The 16,053-nt window shown below is 42.2% G+C and carries 13 protein-coding genes; 7 read left to right on the forward strand and 6 right to left on the reverse strand.

Going from position 1 to position 16,053, the window contains the following annotated elements:
• Window positions 1-86: 86 nt before the first annotated feature.
• Window positions 87-2,006 (forward strand): glycosyltransferase 87 family protein, encoded by a 1,920-nt coding sequence (locus tag ABWU87_RS05310; RefSeq protein ID WP_353333939.1) that lies wholly within the window; start codon window positions 87-89, stop codon window positions 2,004-2,006.
• A 215-nt stretch (window positions 2,007-2,221) separates the two neighbouring features.
• Here ABWU87_RS05310 and ABWU87_RS05315 read toward each other — a convergent pair whose 3' ends face one another.
• The 5 genes from ABWU87_RS05315 to ABWU87_RS05335 form a co-directional block, all read right to left on the reverse strand.
• Window positions 2,222-2,539 (reverse strand): hypothetical protein, encoded by a 318-nt coding sequence (locus ABWU87_RS05315; RefSeq protein ID WP_353333941.1) that lies wholly within the window; start codon window positions 2,537-2,539, stop codon window positions 2,222-2,224.
• A gap of 7 nt (window positions 2,540-2,546) precedes the next feature.
• A complete protein-coding gene (locus ABWU87_RS05320; RefSeq protein WP_353333943.1) occupies window positions 2,547-5,714 on the reverse strand; it encodes an efflux RND transporter permease subunit in 3,168 nt (1,055 codons plus the stop codon).
• Between the two features lie 25 nt (window positions 5,715-5,739).
• Entirely contained in the window at window positions 5,740-6,837 is a 1,098-nt protein-coding gene (locus ABWU87_RS05325; protein ID WP_353333945.1) for an efflux RND transporter periplasmic adaptor subunit, read from the reverse strand.
• Between the two features lie 22 nt (window positions 6,838-6,859).
• Complete coding sequence (locus tag ABWU87_RS05330) at window positions 6,860-8,197, reverse strand: TolC family protein (protein ID WP_353333947.1); 1,338 nt, start codon at window positions 8,195-8,197, stop codon at window positions 6,860-6,862.
• 108 nt (window positions 8,198-8,305) lie between these two features.
• Entirely contained in the window at window positions 8,306-8,956 is a 651-nt protein-coding gene (locus ABWU87_RS05335; RefSeq protein WP_353333949.1) for a Crp/Fnr family transcriptional regulator, read from the reverse strand.
• A 73-nt stretch (window positions 8,957-9,029) separates the two neighbouring features.
• On the opposite strand from ABWU87_RS05335, the gene dinB reads away from it, so the two are divergent.
• The 6 genes from dinB to ABWU87_RS05365 all read left to right on the forward strand — a co-directional run bounded on the left by dinB (window position 9,030) and on the right by ABWU87_RS05365 (window position 14,928).
• Window positions 9,030-10,106: a DNA polymerase IV gene (gene dinB, locus ABWU87_RS05340; RefSeq protein ID WP_353333951.1), complete on the forward strand. Its 1,077-nt coding sequence runs from the start codon at window positions 9,030-9,032 to the stop codon at window positions 10,104-10,106.
• Between the two features lie 104 nt (window positions 10,107-10,210).
• Complete coding sequence (locus tag ABWU87_RS05345) at window positions 10,211-10,774, forward strand: class I SAM-dependent methyltransferase (protein ID WP_353333953.1); 564 nt, start codon at window positions 10,211-10,213, stop codon at window positions 10,772-10,774.
• A 27-nt stretch (window positions 10,775-10,801) separates the two neighbouring features.
• The gene (locus tag ABWU87_RS05350; protein ID WP_353333955.1) at window positions 10,802-11,719 is read left to right on the forward strand and encodes a nitroreductase family protein; all 918 of its coding nucleotides are present in this window, start codon (window positions 10,802-10,804) and stop codon (window positions 11,717-11,719) included.
• Window positions 11,720-12,084: 365 nt separating this feature from the next.
• Complete coding sequence (locus tag ABWU87_RS05355) at window positions 12,085-13,299, forward strand: AAA family ATPase (RefSeq protein WP_353333957.1); 1,215 nt, start codon at window positions 12,085-12,087, stop codon at window positions 13,297-13,299.
• The gene (locus ABWU87_RS05360) at window positions 13,283-14,011 is read left to right on the forward strand and encodes an RloB family protein (RefSeq protein ID WP_353333959.1); all 729 of its coding nucleotides are present in this window, start codon (window positions 13,283-13,285) and stop codon (window positions 14,009-14,011) included. Before ABWU87_RS05355 ends, ABWU87_RS05360 begins: the two co-directional genes overlap by 17 nt.
• Window positions 14,012-14,268: 257 nt before the next feature.
• Window positions 14,269-14,928, forward strand: coding sequence for a protein-L-isoaspartate(D-aspartate) O-methyltransferase (locus tag ABWU87_RS05365; RefSeq protein ID WP_353333961.1), 660 nt, complete (start codon window positions 14,269-14,271; stop codon window positions 14,926-14,928).
• A 126-nt stretch (window positions 14,929-15,054) separates the two neighbouring features.
• Here the strand turns inward: ABWU87_RS05365 and ABWU87_RS05370 are convergent, their stop codons facing one another.
• Entirely contained in the window at window positions 15,055-15,993 is a 939-nt protein-coding gene (locus tag ABWU87_RS05370) for a slipin family protein (protein ID WP_353333963.1), read from the reverse strand.
• Between the last annotated feature and the right edge of the window lie 60 nt (window positions 15,994-16,053).

Genomic DNA, 16,053 nt, shown 5'->3' on the forward strand with positions numbered 1-16,053 from the left:
TTTGCAGAATATAAAATAAAGAACCAAAAATAATCTATTTTTATATGTTTTAATATCTAGCTGAATCTACTATTATTAAAACTACAATGAATAGAAAAAAGGACTCGTTTCTCAGCAATCTTTTATTCAAAGATTATCGGTTTATATTTACACTTTGGATAGTCACTTCAGTTACCTGCGGGATTCTAAAATATTTCGGAGGTACATACAATAACTACCGCATATTAAGAAATGTATTCTGGCACGCCCGCCATCAGCTTCCTCTTTACGATGTTTATCCTAAAGAGTATTTTGGAGTGAGCCACTATGGAGTATTCTTCAGTGCACTTATTGCCCCGTTCTCTGTTCTACCTAATATTTTCGGAATTGTTTTATGGGTAACTGCCAATGCGTGGTTATTATACTATGCCATACGAAAACTTCCCGTCAGCAGAAATAAGCATCTATTCATCTATCTCCTGTGTATTTTTGAGCTTTACAACTCTCTCGCTTCACAGCAATTTTACGTGGGAATGGCTGCCCTTATCATCCTTAGCTATCATCTTATTGAGCAAAAAAAAGAGTTCTTTGCTGCATTCTTCATAATGCTGGGAACATTTACTTCAGGTTACGGAGTAATAGGTCTTGCTTTTCTCCCCTTTTCCAAAAATAAGAAAAGACTTATTTTTTCATGTCTTTTTTGGGGATTACTCATGTTTTTACTTCCAATGTCGTACACCTCAAACGAATATGTGTGGACTCAATACTATTCTTGGTTAAAGGAGCTAATTTCAGAAAACAATCTGAATATGTTTGCCAGATACCACAACATCTCTCTACTGGGAATGGTCAGAAAAATAAGTGGAAGTGGTACCTATTCGGATTTATGGCTGGCCATTCCGGGTATTATACTCTTCATTCTACCCTTTTGCAGGATAAAACAGTATCGTTCTAAAAGCTTTCGCATGATGATGTTAGCCTCATCGCTGCTTTTCATAGTGCTGTTCAGCACTTTCAGCGAGTCGGGTTCCTACATTATCGCAATGATTGCTGTTACCTTGTGGTACATAAATACCCCTTCCAGAAGCAGTTCTTTCAATATGACACTTTTAATCTTTGCATTCTTTCTTACCGGATTATCAAGCAGCGACATGTTTCCTCCCGAAATACGTAGAAGCTTTATATTTCCATTTGCCTTGAAATCATTACCCTGCATAATTATTTGGTTCAAAATTTGTTATGAACTTTGTTTTCTGAACTTCTGCCTGAAAGAGGGAATACCTCAAAAAGAAGAGAGTCCGCAAATGATATCAAACCATAATAATGAGATTGATATAGTGTTGCCATGCTATAACCCTACGGCAAACTGGCCTGAACTGATTCACGATAAGATGAACCAAATGAATCTCTATTTCCCCGATAAACTTTTTCACCTGATTGTAGTAAATGATGGCTCTTCCTTACGGATGAGTGAGAACGAAATAGGACGTTTTAAAACTCTTCTTCCAAATGCTCAACTTATCAGTTATCTCGAAAACAGAGGTAAAGGATATGCGCTTAGAAAGGGAATGGAAAATTCTTGCTCGTCAATGGCCATATATACTAACTGGAATTTTCCTTATGATTTGGAAAGCATGAAATCCATCATCAAGAAATTGGAGGAAGGATACGATGTCGTTGTTGGAGCACGTAATAATGATTATTACCACCATGCCGGACTTGACCTTTTTCGTTGGTTCGTTTCTATATTCTCATGGCTTCTCAATTGGATTGTACTTGGAATCAGGATAAACGACACCCAGGGAGGACTTACCGGAATGAGCCGCAAGGGCAAAGAGATTCTTTTAAGAACTAAAATAAATCAATTCCTGTTCGATACGGAGTTTATATACCTTGCATCGAAGAACCCGGAAATATATCTTTGCGAAACGCAGGCAAATCTGCACGAAGGGAAAAAGTTCGTCTTTAACGGCATTAAAGTTCTGAGTAGGAAAATAACTAATTTTGTTCGGATTGCTCATAGGTAATAAGAATATTCAAAATAAACAAATAAAAGAGGTTGGTTAAAAGTCAAGTTCAAGAAAGCTAAAGCTACTGATTAAAGTTTAACCAAGTCTGAAAGCGTTGAAAGAGCCATTTCCAATCTGTTGTGTGGATTGAAAATGGCTCTCTTTATTGGGAAGAGTTACAAACTATGTTTCTTTCAGATTGGAGAACACTTTTTGATTCTCTCTTGCTGCTCTTATAGTTCTTTCATTGTTGAAGCCTCAACCGGAAGAATAAATCCTCTGACCGGAAAACGTTCGTTTTTCTCTTCATTGCATTTATTGATTGAATTAAGCATATTACGTGCTGCCTCTTCGCTTGTAAAAGCAAAGAAGAACATTGAATTAAATTTGCCATTGGAGCTACCGTACCAATTATCAAGTAAGTTAGGTCGGTGAGTTGCCTTAAACCCTGTCGTCTCTGTTCTGCTGAAAACCGTAATTCCTGAATTAGTAAGCATCTCCGCCACTTTATCGGAAAATTCAGCTAAACTGGTTACTACTAATAGTTTCATATTATTTTCATTTAAATTTGTTACGCATTAATTTGAAATAGAGCAATGGAACTACCACAAGGGTAAGAAGTGTTGCAGTAACAGTACCTCCCATTAATGAGATTGCCAGTCCCTGAAACAACGGATCGAAAAGGATAACGATAGCTCCCAGAACGACAGTACCTGCCGTAAGCAAAATTGGAATACTTCTTACTGCTCCCGATTCCAGAATAGCTTGTTTCAAAGGAATACCATCCTTAAGGCGAATATTTATAAAGTCTATCAGCAGGATGGAGTTACGCACCATTACACCAGCCAGAGCAATGAATCCAATCATGGAAGTAGCACTGAAAAAAGTGCCCATCATCCAGTGTCCCAGCACAATTCCTATGAGTGAAAGCGGAATCACCGTCAGCATAATAAGCGGGACTGTAAAGTTCTGGAACCATCCGATAATAAGCAGATAGATAATAATAACCGCTACCAGGAAAGCAATCCCCAAATCGCGGAACACTTCATAAGTTATCTGCCACTCGCCATCCCATTTAAGGGTAAATTCATCTTCAAACTTTGGCTGACTATTATAATTTTCTTGCAAACGGTAACCTGCCGGTAGCTTTATCTCTTTAAGATGAGTCGAGACATCACTCATGGCATAGACTGGACTCTCCAGCTTGCCAGCCATATCGCCAACAACATATACCACTCGCTTCTGATTCTTTCGGTAAATACTCTTCTCTTTATTCTTTTCAGAGATCTTTACCAAGTCGCCTACAGGAACACTCTCTCCGCGTTGATTTACGACTGTCAGGTTACGTAAATTACTGATATCGTTTTTATAAGCATCCCGAAGTTGAAGTTTTACAGGAACCGGCACAGTTGAGTTCTCTTGATGTGCTACTCCTACAATTTCACCGGATACTGCCGAATAAACTGCTGCTATTACCTGCGCCGGTGCAACTCCACGGAGCATTGCCTTTTCTTTATCCACATCAAAAACATACTCTTTTTGATCATCTTCAACCATCCAGTCAACGTCTACTACTCCAGAAGTCTTATTTAATAAGCTTCTTACCTGACGGGCAATTTTCATCTGTTCATTATAATCAGGGCCATAGATTTCAGCTACCAATGTTGAAAGTACCGGAGGTCCGGGGGGCACTTCCACCACCTTGACATTAGCATTGTATTTCATGGCCAATTGTTGAATATCGGTTCTGACAGCCTTTGCTATATCATGACTTTGAAGTTTTCGTTCTCCTTTATCCGAAAGATTGACCTGAATATCAGCCACATTCTCACCTCTGCGCAAATCGTAATGCCGGGCCAGACCATTGAAGTTGATGGGGCCGGATACTCCTGCATACGTTTGATAGTTTATCACCTCCTTATGATTTGCTGCAATGTGGGCTGCTATTTCTCTAGCTGCTGCTGCTGTTCTTTCAAGACTTGTCCCCTCGGGCATATCAATTATTACCTGAAACTCGTTCTTATTATCAAAAGGCAACATCTTTACCGGAACAGATTTCGTGAAGAACAAGGAGATGGATACAAGCAAAAGGAGAACTGTTGAAAGCATGAATGCCCAACGTTTCTTTCTTGATTCAAGCAAAGGATAGATGATACTTTTATAGATTCTATACACTTTGCTCTTTTCCATGTCGACTTCCTGCTCTCCTTTTTGAGTTTTTTCTTCCTTTGTCCGTAGAAATATATAACCCAGATATGGAGTCAACGTCAGTGCTATCAATAATGAGAAAATCATAGCGATGGACGCTCCAATAGGCATTGGGCTCATGTAAGGTCCCATCAGTCCAGAAACAAATGCCATGGGCAATACTGCTGCGATAACTGTAAAAGTGGCCAGAATAGTTGGATTGCCCACCTCACTGATTGCATAGATTGCCGCCTGGGTGAAAGGCAGACGTCTCATCTTAAAGTGACGATGCATGTTTTCGGCAATAATAATAGAATCGTCTACAACAATACCCGTAACAAAGACCAGCGCAAAAAGCGTTATTCGGTTAAGCGTATAATCCAGAAAATAATAGGAAAAAAGGGTTAGCGCGAAAGTAACCGGAACCGAAAGGAAAATAACCAGTCCACCTCTCCATCCCATAGCCAGCATGACAAACAAAGTCACGGCCAGAATAGCGACAAACAAATGGAGCAAAAGCTCAGACACCTTATCGGAGGCACTCTTTCCATAATCCCTGGTTGTTGTCACCTTCACATCCGAGGGAATCAACTCCTTCTTTAAGTGCTCCACCTTTTCCTGAATCTTTCCGGCAAGCTTTTTGGCATCAACACCGCTTTTCTTGGCAATGGCTATAGTCACCGCAGGAAAATCACTTTTCTCACCGTAAGAAACATATTGAGCAGCTGTGCCCGGTCCCTCTTCCACCTGCGCAATCTGCCGCAAGTATACCGGCATACCCTCATTCACTCCCACCACTAGATTGGCCACATCAGCAGCAGTTTTCAGAAAACTACCTGCCTGTACCGAGATAACAGAATCTCCGCTCAGGATATTTCCTGCAGTCAGCTGCATGTTGCTACCTTGAATGAACTTCGAAATGCCAGCCATATCGAGATGATTTCCGGTCATTTTGTCCTTATCAAGAACCACCTTTATCTCTTTGCTTCGGCCACCGAGTATTGTAATGGCGGCTACATCCGGCACTTTCTTCAACTCGGTCGAAATTACCTCGGCCATCTGACGCAAGGAATAGTCTCCATAATGTTCGCTCCATAACGTGAGAGCCATCACAGGCACATCATCAATAGCCCTTGTCTTGATTAACGGCATTGAAACCCCTTGCGGCATCTCATCCATGTGCTTCATTATCTCTGTGTAAAGCTTTACCAAAGAACGCTCCATGTCCTGCCCTACGTAGAATTGAACGGAAACCATTGCTTGTCCGTTCATGGAGGTGGAATATACATACTCCACCCCTTTTACATTCGAAAGCAACTTTTCTAAGGGAACTGATACCCGATTCTCTACCTCGGATGGTGCAGCCCCGGGATAAGCCACCATGATATCTGCCATAGGAGCCTCAATCTGTGGGTCTTCCTCACGTGGTATTAAATAGATGCTGAATGCTCCGAGGAGCAAGAAAGCAATCATCAATAGTACAGATAGCTTTGAGCGAATAAATACTTTCGCCAATCTGCCGGCAAAACCTTCTTTCATATCTTATATTCTTTTCAGTCGTTACTTATTTTGATTCATTCACTTTGCAACCATTATATATGCGTCCGTGAGCGTTCAATACAAACCGCTCATCCGGCGCCAGTCCGGACAATACTTCTACCCGGTCCCCCATCTGCTTGCCCAACCTAATCCAGCGGAGCAATGCCCTTTTGTCGCTGCTTACCACATAAACCCCTGTGAGTTGTTCTTTTGTTACAAGTGCTGTAGTCGGCACGCTCACTCTTGCTGCTTTATCTTGTGTCACACGCTCTCCCGGTATCAAAACATTGACATACATACCCGCCTTGATTCCCGATGGCATATTATCTGTTATTGCTATTTTCACTCCGTATTGTCCTCCTGAGAACTGAGAAGAGGGACTTATCTCCGAAATTGTTCCCGAGAAAGTAACGCCCAGAGACTTCACCGTGAGATTAACCACGGCTCCTTGGCGGATATTTGCTATATCTGATTCCGGAACCGAGACTACCGCTTGAAAGTTACCAGCCTGTTCCAGAGCTAAAAGAGGCATTCCAGGATTGGCCATGCTTCCTTCGTCTGCGAATTTCTTTGTAATCACCCCTGAAAAAGGAGCGGTTATGCGGGTATAGGCTAACTGTGCATTTACCTGATTTTTCATTTGAATTGCCGACTCCAGCTTAGAGCTGATTGATTGGTGCTGCAATGTAATATTCTCAAGCTCTTTTGCCGAGGCACTTTGTTGCTGATACAGTTGCTTGAATCGCTCTACATCCTTAGAAGATACAGCAACTGCCGCTTTAGCTTCGGCAATTGCCGCATCGGCCTGTGCCCTTTGAGCCAGTATATCTGCATTTGAAATTGTGACCAGAAGCTGTCCTTTCACAACTCTATCGCCGGCTTTCACATACATCCTGCTTATTCCACCCATAATCCGGGTACTGATTACGGCTGTCTGACCCGATTCAATCTGTCCGCTGGCCACTATACCCGATTCATTTGAAGAAGATGGCAATGCTGTTTCAACCGAAACAACCTCTTCTTTCTTTTTATTCTCGTTTTCTGAGGAAGAACAAGCCTGAAATATTCCTCCAACTATTGCAAGAGAAAGGATTGACACAGATATATATCTAATTGATTTCATAAATATGTATTTAAATTTGTGATTATTGATTATTCGTTCCATTTGAAGTAATAAACTCCATATAAGCTGCCGTGAGGTTTTGTTTGTAAAGATCACGGGCGTAATTTAACTGCTGAGCCGATAGTTGTGTTTGCGCAACAAGAACATCGGTGGTCTTCTCCAGTCCCTGACTAAATCGGTCCTTTACAATCCGGAGTGCTTCCGCAGCCTGTTCAACCATATCATTCTGCTTTTGTAGTTCAAAGGCTATATCATCCAGGTCTCTGCTTGTTTTAGTATATTCCAGTTCGGCTTTCATCTTCTGGTCAGCCAGTTGTTCCTGCAGTTTCATTTCCTGCAACTTTGCCGAGCGGGTGCCATACTTGCTTTGATTGCCATTGAAGATTGTCCACGACAAACTCACCCCAAGCATGTAACTATCAGAGCCAAAAGAGGCAAATTTCTTATCATTCCACTGATAGCTTCCAAAAGCATTCAGCCTTGGGACGAGTGAAAAGCCGTAAGACTTCTTCATCATTCCGACAGATTTTGCAGCCTTTTCCAGAGCCTGAAAGTCTGCACGAAGAGGGGAAACAGAATTATTCTTATCTGTAAGGATAGAAGTTGATTCGTCTAACCGGTAAATGGTGCCGACAGGACGCCCCATTAGTAGGCTTAGATAATCAGAAGCATTTGATATGCCGCTTCCGGCTTTTTCAAGGTTTGTTTCCAAACCACTTACATGCACTTTAGCATTAAGTACATCCGATTTACGAATCAATCCTTGTGCATAAAAACGCTCTACGGAAGCAAATACCTCTTTTGAAGTTGCCAATGCCTCTTCCACCACTTTTTTTTCGCGATAAGCAAGCTGCAGTTGAAGATAAGCTTTCTTCACTTCAAAAACGATGTACTCTTTCATTCGCAGTGTGCCATATCGGGCCGACTCCATCTGAGCAGCTGCAGCTTTTCGTTTGTAGATAAGATCAAGATTGATTAAAGGCATTTGCACTTCAATATTCGTATTGAAATTCTCAAATGCTCCGGGACTATTAAGCAATGCCGGATTAAAGTCCTCAGCCGTAACGGATTGTTGCTTCAGTCTGAATCCAAACACGTTGAGCGGGTCGTTTGTGACCATCGCCGAATACGAAACATTTACCTGAGGCAAAAAGATTGCATTACTTTTTCCAAATTCGGAGTGTGCAATCTTCTCATCTTGCGAAGTGATTTGAATTTGTTTGTTTTGCTTCAAAGCCTTTTCTAGAGCTTCATTCAGACTCAGATAGGTTGGTTGTGTCTGCGCATAAACAGTTGAGAAGCCCGCCGCAAGAAACAGTGCAGCGGTAAGTAATCTGATTGTTTTCATTTTTTCTTTCATTGTCCCATTCATTTAAATCCGGGACAAATGTAGAGCATATGAAAATCTTGGTCAGCTACTTTTGTTACATAAGGAAATTTTTAATAAAAAAGTTAGGATAACAACCGGTTAAATGTGAAAATCTTTAAGTGGCTTTATAATTGTTATTTTATTACGCCCCAGACTGACAACGCCATACTCCTCAAGCTGCTTTAATAAGCGTGAAATTACTACTCGTGCGGTTCCAAGTTCATTGGCAAGCTGTTCATGAGTAATATTGATAGTCTGATCATGATAAATCTCTCTCTTCTTTTCCAAAAGAGCCAATAAACGCTCATCCATTTTCTTGAAAGCAATCTCATTAATGATGTCCAATGATTCCTCAAATCGCTTGTGATAGAGTCTGAAAATATAATCGAGAAATTGTGGAAACTCTTTTATCAATGAGGCCAGTTTATCATTCGGAATAAAAAATATCTCAGTATCCTCTTCTGCAACAGCCTTTACCTTACTGGTGTCATTATGCAGTCCACCCAGAATAGACATTACACAGCTTTCTCCGGTCTTCAGATAGTAAAGCAGAATCTCCCTTCCATCGTCATTGGTACGCATAACCCTCACACTTCCAGTCGCAATGATGGGAATTCCATGGATATACGATCCTTCCCGGAGAATGTCTTCACCCTCTTTAAAGGTCTTAACCACACTATACTCCACCAATTTCTTCCGAATCGCGATTGAGGTTTTAAACTCAGTTATCTCATTAAACAGGTCCATCATCTCTATTTGTTTTTATCGGTAACAAAGATAAATAATATACCGATTATCCATTATCTTTGTTCTGGGAATAACAATGAAGGAACGAAAAATTATCCATATTGACATGGATGCGTTTTATGCATCGGTGGAGCAACGAGACCATCCTGAATGGCGCGGCAAGCCCTTGGTTGTCGGGCACGATGTGGAGCGCGGCGTTGTTTCGGCTGCCAGCTACGAGGCAAGGCAGTTTGGAGTTCGTTCTGCCATGTCATCGGTCAAAGCCAAGCGATTGTGCCCCGAGCTGATCTTCGCTCCGCTCCGGATGAACGTTTATAAATCAATCTCGGCACAAATTCATTCCATCTTCGAAGAATATACAGATTTAATTGAGCCGTTATCACTCGATGAAGCTTTTCTTGACGTGACGGAGAACAAGAAAGGAATAGAACTGGCGGTAGATATTGCAAAGGAGATCAAGAAGCGAATTCGGGAGGAACTGGGATTAATCGCTTCGGCGGGAGTTTCGTATAATAAGTTCCTGGCAAAGGTTGCCTCTGATTACCGCAAACCCGACGGACTATGCACCATTCATCCCAGCGAGGCGCAAAAGTTCATTGATGGTCTTCCCATTGAATCTTTCTGGGGAGTGGGAAAGGTTACGGCAAAAAAGATGCATGCGCTAGGAATCAACAACGGAGCTCAGTTGCGCATGAGTACTCTGGAGTTCCTCACTTTGGAATTCGGAAAGGCCGGCCAACTTTACTATAATTTTGCACGTGGAATCGACCTTCGTCCCGTTGAACCGGAGAGGGAACGGAAATCAGTGGGGTGCGAAAGTACCTTCGAACACGACTTGATTATTAAAAGCTCCATCGTTATCGAACTGTATCACGTTGCCAAGGAGCTTATCCGCCGATTGGAAAAATCAGGGTTCAAAGGTTATACGCTGACGCTGAAGATAAAGTTCAACGATTTCACCCAGAAATCCCGAAGCATCAGCAAGGACTATCCGCTCATTACCCTACAGGAGATTCTTCCTCTTGCAAAAGAGTTGCTTAGTGATGTCGACCTGACCAATCATCCCATTCGCCTACTCGGCTTGAGCGTTTCTAACCCTTGGGAAGAGACTCCTTTCCGGAAATACCGCCAATTGTCTTTTGATTTTAAATAAGTTTCTCCATGTTTATAGCAGGAAATGCCGCTATTTGACTGAACATTCAGCCGGGCAAGAAGGTTAATGATATTATCAGGGAAAATGGGTAAAAATGAGACTTTATGGAAACAAAAAAGAAAAGACAAATGGTCTGCCCGGTTCAGATGGCCGGATTACTGGACAACAGACTAAGGAGGTTGATACAAAACCCGAAAAAGTTGTTGGAGCCATACATTCAGGACGGAATGACAATTCTGGACGTAGGATGCGGACCTGGTTTCTTTTCTATTGAAATGGCTAAAATGCTTACTCATACGGGGAAAGTGATTGCTGCAGATTTACAGGAAGGAATGCTTGATATTGTAAAAAGGAAGATTTTGGGAACAGAGTTGGAAGCCAGAATTGAGCTCCATAAATGTGCAGAGGATAAGATAGGCATCTCCGAAAAAGTAGATTTCGTTATTGCGTTTTATATGGTCCATGAAGTCTCAAACCAGGAAAGTCTGTTTAGGGAGCTAAAATCCATTTTAAAGCCGAACGGAAAAATCTACATCATTGAACCAAAGTTCCACGTATCTAAAAACTCATTTGAAAAAATGAAGGATAAAACAACAGAACTGGGGTTTCAAATCGCTGAGACACCGAAGTTTGTTTTTAGCCGGGCTGTTGTATTAACGATAAATTAGGGATTTGACAACTTAACGCCATATATTATGCCAGTTCCAACTTCAAGAACCAATGAGTGTGGCCGGATAAAGATAGACGAAATCCGCTGCAACGGATGCGGGCTCTGCATCACGGTGTGCAAAGACTGTAGTATATCACTTGAAAACAAGAAAGCAAAAATAGCGGCGACTCCCCTCTTCGGATGCCTAGCATGCGGTCATTGCATGATGATTTGCCCGCAAGAGGCCATCACGGTTGAAGGGAGATGTACCTCTGAAGAGCACATGCTTGATGTTCCTTCCAGCGAAGAAGCCGCCTCTTACGAGGAACTGCTCAACTTACTGTACAGGCGGCGCAGCATACGCGAGTTCAAGGACATTCCGGTGGAAAAGGAGCTGATAAACAAAGTGGTTGAAGCCGCCCAGACCGCCCCAATGGGTTTGCCGCCCTCGGATGTGCACCTGCTTATCTTCGACAACAGAGAGAAAGTGTCTGCATTTGCCAAAGATTTCTGTGAATACCTTGAAGGATTCAAATGGTTTGTATCGAAATGGTTCCTCGCATTGATGCGTCCCTTCTACGGAAAGGAATACACCAGTTTCCTTAAATCGTTTGTCCGTCCGTGTGTTAAAGCATTCACTGGATTCATGAAGAGAGATATCAACATCGTAAACTACGACGCACCGGTCGGCCTCTACTTTTACGGTTCTCCCTACATCGATCCGGCCGACCCGCTGATTGCCGCCACTTATGCCATGTTGTCTGCTGAATCGCTCGGATTAAGCACCTGCTTCATCGGAGCTATTCATCCCTTTATCCAGAATGGAAAAGCAGCGAAGAGATTCAGGGAGAAATATGGCATCAGGTATAAAAGTCAGGGAGGCATATTTCTGCTGATGGGATATCCGGATGTAAAATACAAAAAAACCATCAAACGAAGCTTCGCGGCAGTCGATTGGAGATGACTACCGGCACATTTAATGCCAAACCGACATAGGAATAAGAAAAATATTGCAAATCAGTACCGGCTATAGTCGCAGGAATTAGATGCTTGATTCTGAAAAAACACATAATAACCGAGATGAGTGTAAACCTAACCCGGTAAAGGCCATATTTCTACGCCTAGGATTTTATTTCTTACGCCTAAGATTTTATTTCTTACGCCTATAAATAAAAATCATAGGCCTAAGAAAATATATCGATAACAGTTATTTGCCGGAAGGTGTACCTCGATAACCTAATAGTCACTTTTTTAATTGAAAATATCAGATAAGAAATATCTGATATACCCTATAATTATTATATTTGTAGAACTAATACCTATAAAATTATGTTAGTTCAGTTTCAATTTGAAAACTTCAAGTGCTTTAAGGACGAAACCAGATTAAGTCTGGTTGCATCCAGGCATATAAAAGGGAATGAAGAGAATGTCATTACTTCCGATAAATGCAATCTATTAAAAACCATTGTAGTTTATGGCCCAAATGCCAGCGGCAAGACCAAATTGCTGGATGCTTTCCAGTTTATGCGTCTGATGGTCGAAAGGTCGTCAAATAATGCTCTTGACAGAGGCTTTCATATTGATACGTTCCGGCTGAACACAGAATCGGTGGAGAGTCCCAGTTCCTTCGAGGTGGTATTTATCCTCGACCAGACACAATACAGATATGGCTTTGAACTCTCCAGAAAAAAGATCGTGGCCGAATGGCTCTACAAAAAGGGGGATGACAAAGAGATGGAGCTATTCTACCGCGAAGGAAAAGAAATTGATTACGACATCGCCGAACTGAAGCGCATCCGAAGCTTGGTAGAGGAAGATATGATTCGCGAAGACAGTCTGCTGCTCACCGTACTGGCTCAGTTCAATGACGAACTTTCGCAGAAAATTGTGAAATGGTTTCACCATGTCAACATGCTATCGGCTGCCAGAGGAGGAATAGAAAACTATACACTCGAGAAGCTTTCCACATCGATGAAGCAGAAGATTGTCCGTCTGATGAAAAATGCCGATTTCAATATCAATGATTTTGTGCGACACCCAATCAACAATAATAAAATTCAGACTTTGCACACCGTTTACGATGAGAATAAATTGCGTGTGGATGAAACCTTCTTCCAGCTGGAGGACGAATCGAACGGCACCATTCATTTCCTGTCACTCACAGCACCGATACTGGATACACTGGACAGGGGGAAAATTCTTATGATTGATGAACTCGACTCAGGGTTGCACCATGACTTGATTGTTGCATTACTCAAACTCTTCCATTCCCAGGAGACTAATCCGCATAATGCTCAGCTAATTTTCAATACACAGAACACAAATTTGCTTTCCGGTGACCTTTTCAGAAAAGACCAGATTTACTTTGTCTCCAAAAACAGATACGGAGAAGCCTCACTCTTCTCGGCTGCCGATTTCATGCTTAGACCGGGAGTCAATATTCAGAAGAAATACTTGGAAGGAAGGTTCGGAGCTGTACCCTATTTAAAGAATATGCCGGAATCATTCACGACTAAAACTGATGAAAATGAGAATGGAGATTGACGAAAATGGAGTGAAACATATCAGGCTTGACCATACGGAAGAGCCTCATACGCCATCCAGAATGAAAAGAAGGGCGGAATCTCCCGATTTAACCAGAAAAGCTCCTGAACGTGCTCCACTGAAAAGATTTCTGATAGTTTGCGAGGGAAAGAACACCGAGACCTCATATTTTAATCAGTTCCGATTACCCAACGTCTTTATTGAGACTGTAGGACTGGGATATAACACAGTTTCATTGGTTAACAAAGCCATTGAAATCTATTCACATAAAAGTGAAGGTGATAGGCCCGATGAGGTGTGGTGTGTCTTTGATAAAGACGACTTTAGCAATGAGAGCTTCAACAAAGCCTTGAAGCTTGCAGAAGAGAATGATTTTTATTGTGCCTATTCAAACCAGGCCTTTGAATACTGGCTTATCCTCCACTTTATCAATCACGATGGAGCACCGCTTCACCGCAATGAGTACAATGAAGTCATCAACAGTCATATAAATAATATTGGTGGAAAATATGCCGGTAAAGGGTGTAAAATTGTAAATACTCACCTGTTTGAGATACTCCAGGCAAAAGACCCGGCTACCCGACGTAGCAGGCAGGAATTGGCCATTGAAAGGGCGCGAAGCATCTTCAAAAGAAAATCTGAGATATCTCCTGCCAGGGCAGAATCAGTCACAACAGTCTTTCAATTGGTTGAGAGGATAATCAGCCTATAATAATCTTACCTGATTGAAGAAACAATCAGCTATAATCCTTTGTTTTATTTTGATGAAATGAATCTCATTGTTTCGTCATCAGGCCGGGAACAGATACGAACATTAACATTCTGATTTCCACAGATGTTATATTCGTCCAGCCGCCTCCCAGGGTAACAGAACAAATTCAATGAAAAGCAGATACAGGTTGGAGGCGAAGTTCGTGCGGACAGCGGGGTAACAAAACAGTGTTCAATTAAAAAAGGGAGATTATCATCATGTCAGACGAAACAAAGGAAAAGGAATACGCGCTGGAGCGTCATCTCATGATTAAGGAACAAATTGAGTTCAGAGGAATAAGAGACAAGGCACTCTTGTCGGTCCTCGAAAAGATACCCCGTCACCTCTTTGTGCTTCCCGAATACTGGCCATACGCCTATAGCGACCAGGCGCTTCCTTCCATTTGCGGGCAAACCATCTCCCAACCCTACATAGTAGCCAAGATGACCGAATTGCTGAAACTTCGGAAAAGTGACAGGGTACTAGAAATAGGAACCGGAACAGGATATCAAACAGCCATACTGGCAGAACTTGTAGGCGAAGTGTATACGATGGAGATTGTGGAAGAGCTTTATGAAACAGCAAGGAAGCATCCCTACATGAAACATTATAAAAACATCCATTTCATCCATGGAGACGGCTATCAAGGACATGCGGAAGCAGCTCCTTATGATGCCATAATTGTTACCGCCGCTCCGTCTGAATTTCCCGAAGAACTAATTCGGCAACTAGCTGTGGGCGGAAAAATGGTGATTCCTGTGGGCGATTATATACAGACGCTCTATCTCGTCATCAAACAACCTGATAACGAAGTGAGAATCACCCCGACTCTTGGAGTGCAGTTTGTACCGATGGTCCGGAAGCGCGACAGGAAATAGCCGTGGTTTTTCTTCCGGTATTCCCTGTCAGCGATAGTTTGAGAAGTAGTGCGTTATTGAATTCAATCTTGATTTTGAAAACATCCTTTCAGAATTCGTTTTACCTCACCCGGGTAAAGCTTCCGTTTAATCTTCACTTGCATCGTTTCTGAAACGGGTTCTGTATGCTTCATCCTTTTTGCCCTTTTCTTTTTGGATAGCCTTTACCATTCCTACTGTTCCATTTATTCCGCCCAGTCCCATGGTTTCAACAGCTGTGCTTGGAACAACCACGATAGTGGAATTTGTCTTGAGCCCTTCATAAAGCATATTCATGGCACGTAGATGGAAAGCTGTGGGATTATCCTCGTACATCTTTGCCGCTTGGTTAAACTTATCAGCTATCTGGCGTTCCGAATCTCCCAATATCACTCTCGCCTGCCGTTCTCTTTCTGCCTGAGCCTGCATAGACATAGCAGCTTCCAATCCCTGAGGAATCAGTACATCCTTCACCTCAACGGAAATCACATTGATTCCCCACGGTTCAGTTCGTTCGTCAATGATTGTCTGGAGCAGTGAACTTATTTTTTCTCTTCCTTCTAGCATGTCGGCCAGCATTGTTTTACCAATCACATCGCGCAAAGCAGTCTGTGCCGCCCAATTGATGGCGCTGTAATATTCGGCCACATCAAGCGCCGCCTTTTTGGGGTCGATCACTTTCCAGAAAAGCACCGCATCCACATCTACCGGAACAGTATCTTTCGAAAGTGTCTTTTCTGCCTTGAACGCCGTGGTTATAACGCGAATGTCAATCCAGTATGGAATACTGTCGATAATGGGGATGATAAAAAAGATGCCCGGACCGCGCATCGCTTGAAACCGCCCCAGCCTGAGTACTATGGCTCTATTCCATTGGCTGGCCACTTTGGTAGACCATGCAATCAGCGTTGCAATCACAAAAAACACCATCAACGTCATCTGGCTGACTCCCGTTTTCAGTTCACTGTCCACAGCAAATGCTAAAGCCACGCCAAGTCCCATTACCAAAATAAAGAGCAGCGTTGCAACCGAACTGTCGTTTCTCATATTCTTCTTCTATTAGAGGGTTAATAACTTGAAAGTAAGTAACTAAATATCCAATAAAAG

The organism is Bacteroides sedimenti, from assembly GCF_040365225.1.
Taxonomy (GTDB): Bacteria; Bacteroidota; Bacteroidia; order Bacteroidales; family Bacteroidaceae; genus Bacteroides; species Bacteroides sedimenti.

What these genes read in the sequence shown, in the direction of transcription:
- ABWU87_RS05325 (WP_353333945.1), bottom strand. Translation starts at nt 6,837, where the DNA reads ATGAAATCAATTAGATATATATCTGTGTCAATCCTTTCTCTTGCAATA.
- ABWU87_RS05355 (WP_353333957.1), top strand. Translation starts at nt 12,085, where the DNA reads ATGTTAGTTCAGTTTCAATTTGAAAACTTCAAGTGCTTTAAGGACGAA.
- ABWU87_RS05315 (WP_353333941.1), bottom strand. Translation starts at nt 2,539, where the DNA reads ATGAAACTATTAGTAGTAACCAGTTTAGCTGAATTTTCCGATAAAGTG.
- ABWU87_RS05360 (WP_353333959.1), top strand. Translation starts at nt 13,283, where the DNA reads ATGAGAATGGAGATTGACGAAAATGGAGTGAAACATATCAGGCTTGAC.
- ABWU87_RS05345 (WP_353333953.1), top strand. Translation starts at nt 10,211, where the DNA reads ATGGAAACAAAAAAGAAAAGACAAATGGTCTGCCCGGTTCAGATGGCC.
- ABWU87_RS05370 (WP_353333963.1), bottom strand. Translation starts at nt 15,993, where the DNA reads ATGAGAAACGACAGTTCGGTTGCAACGCTGCTCTTTATTTTGGTAATG.
- ABWU87_RS05310 (WP_353333939.1), top strand. Translation starts at nt 87, where the DNA reads ATGAATAGAAAAAAGGACTCGTTTCTCAGCAATCTTTTATTCAAAGAT.
- ABWU87_RS05330 (WP_353333947.1), bottom strand. Translation starts at nt 8,197, where the DNA reads ATGAAAGAAAAAATGAAAACAATCAGATTACTTACCGCTGCACTGTTT.
- ABWU87_RS05320 (WP_353333943.1), bottom strand. Translation starts at nt 5,714, where the DNA reads ATGAAAGAAGGTTTTGCCGGCAGATTGGCGAAAGTATTTATTCGCTCA.
- ABWU87_RS05335 (WP_353333949.1), bottom strand. Translation starts at nt 8,956, where the DNA reads ATGATGGACCTGTTTAATGAGATAACTGAGTTTAAAACCTCAATCGCG.
- ABWU87_RS05365 (WP_353333961.1), top strand. Translation starts at nt 14,269, where the DNA reads ATGTCAGACGAAACAAAGGAAAAGGAATACGCGCTGGAGCGTCATCTC.
- ABWU87_RS05350 (WP_353333955.1), top strand. Translation starts at nt 10,802, where the DNA reads ATGCCAGTTCCAACTTCAAGAACCAATGAGTGTGGCCGGATAAAGATA.
- dinB (WP_353333951.1), top strand. Translation starts at nt 9,030, where the DNA reads ATGAAGGAACGAAAAATTATCCATATTGACATGGATGCGTTTTATGCA.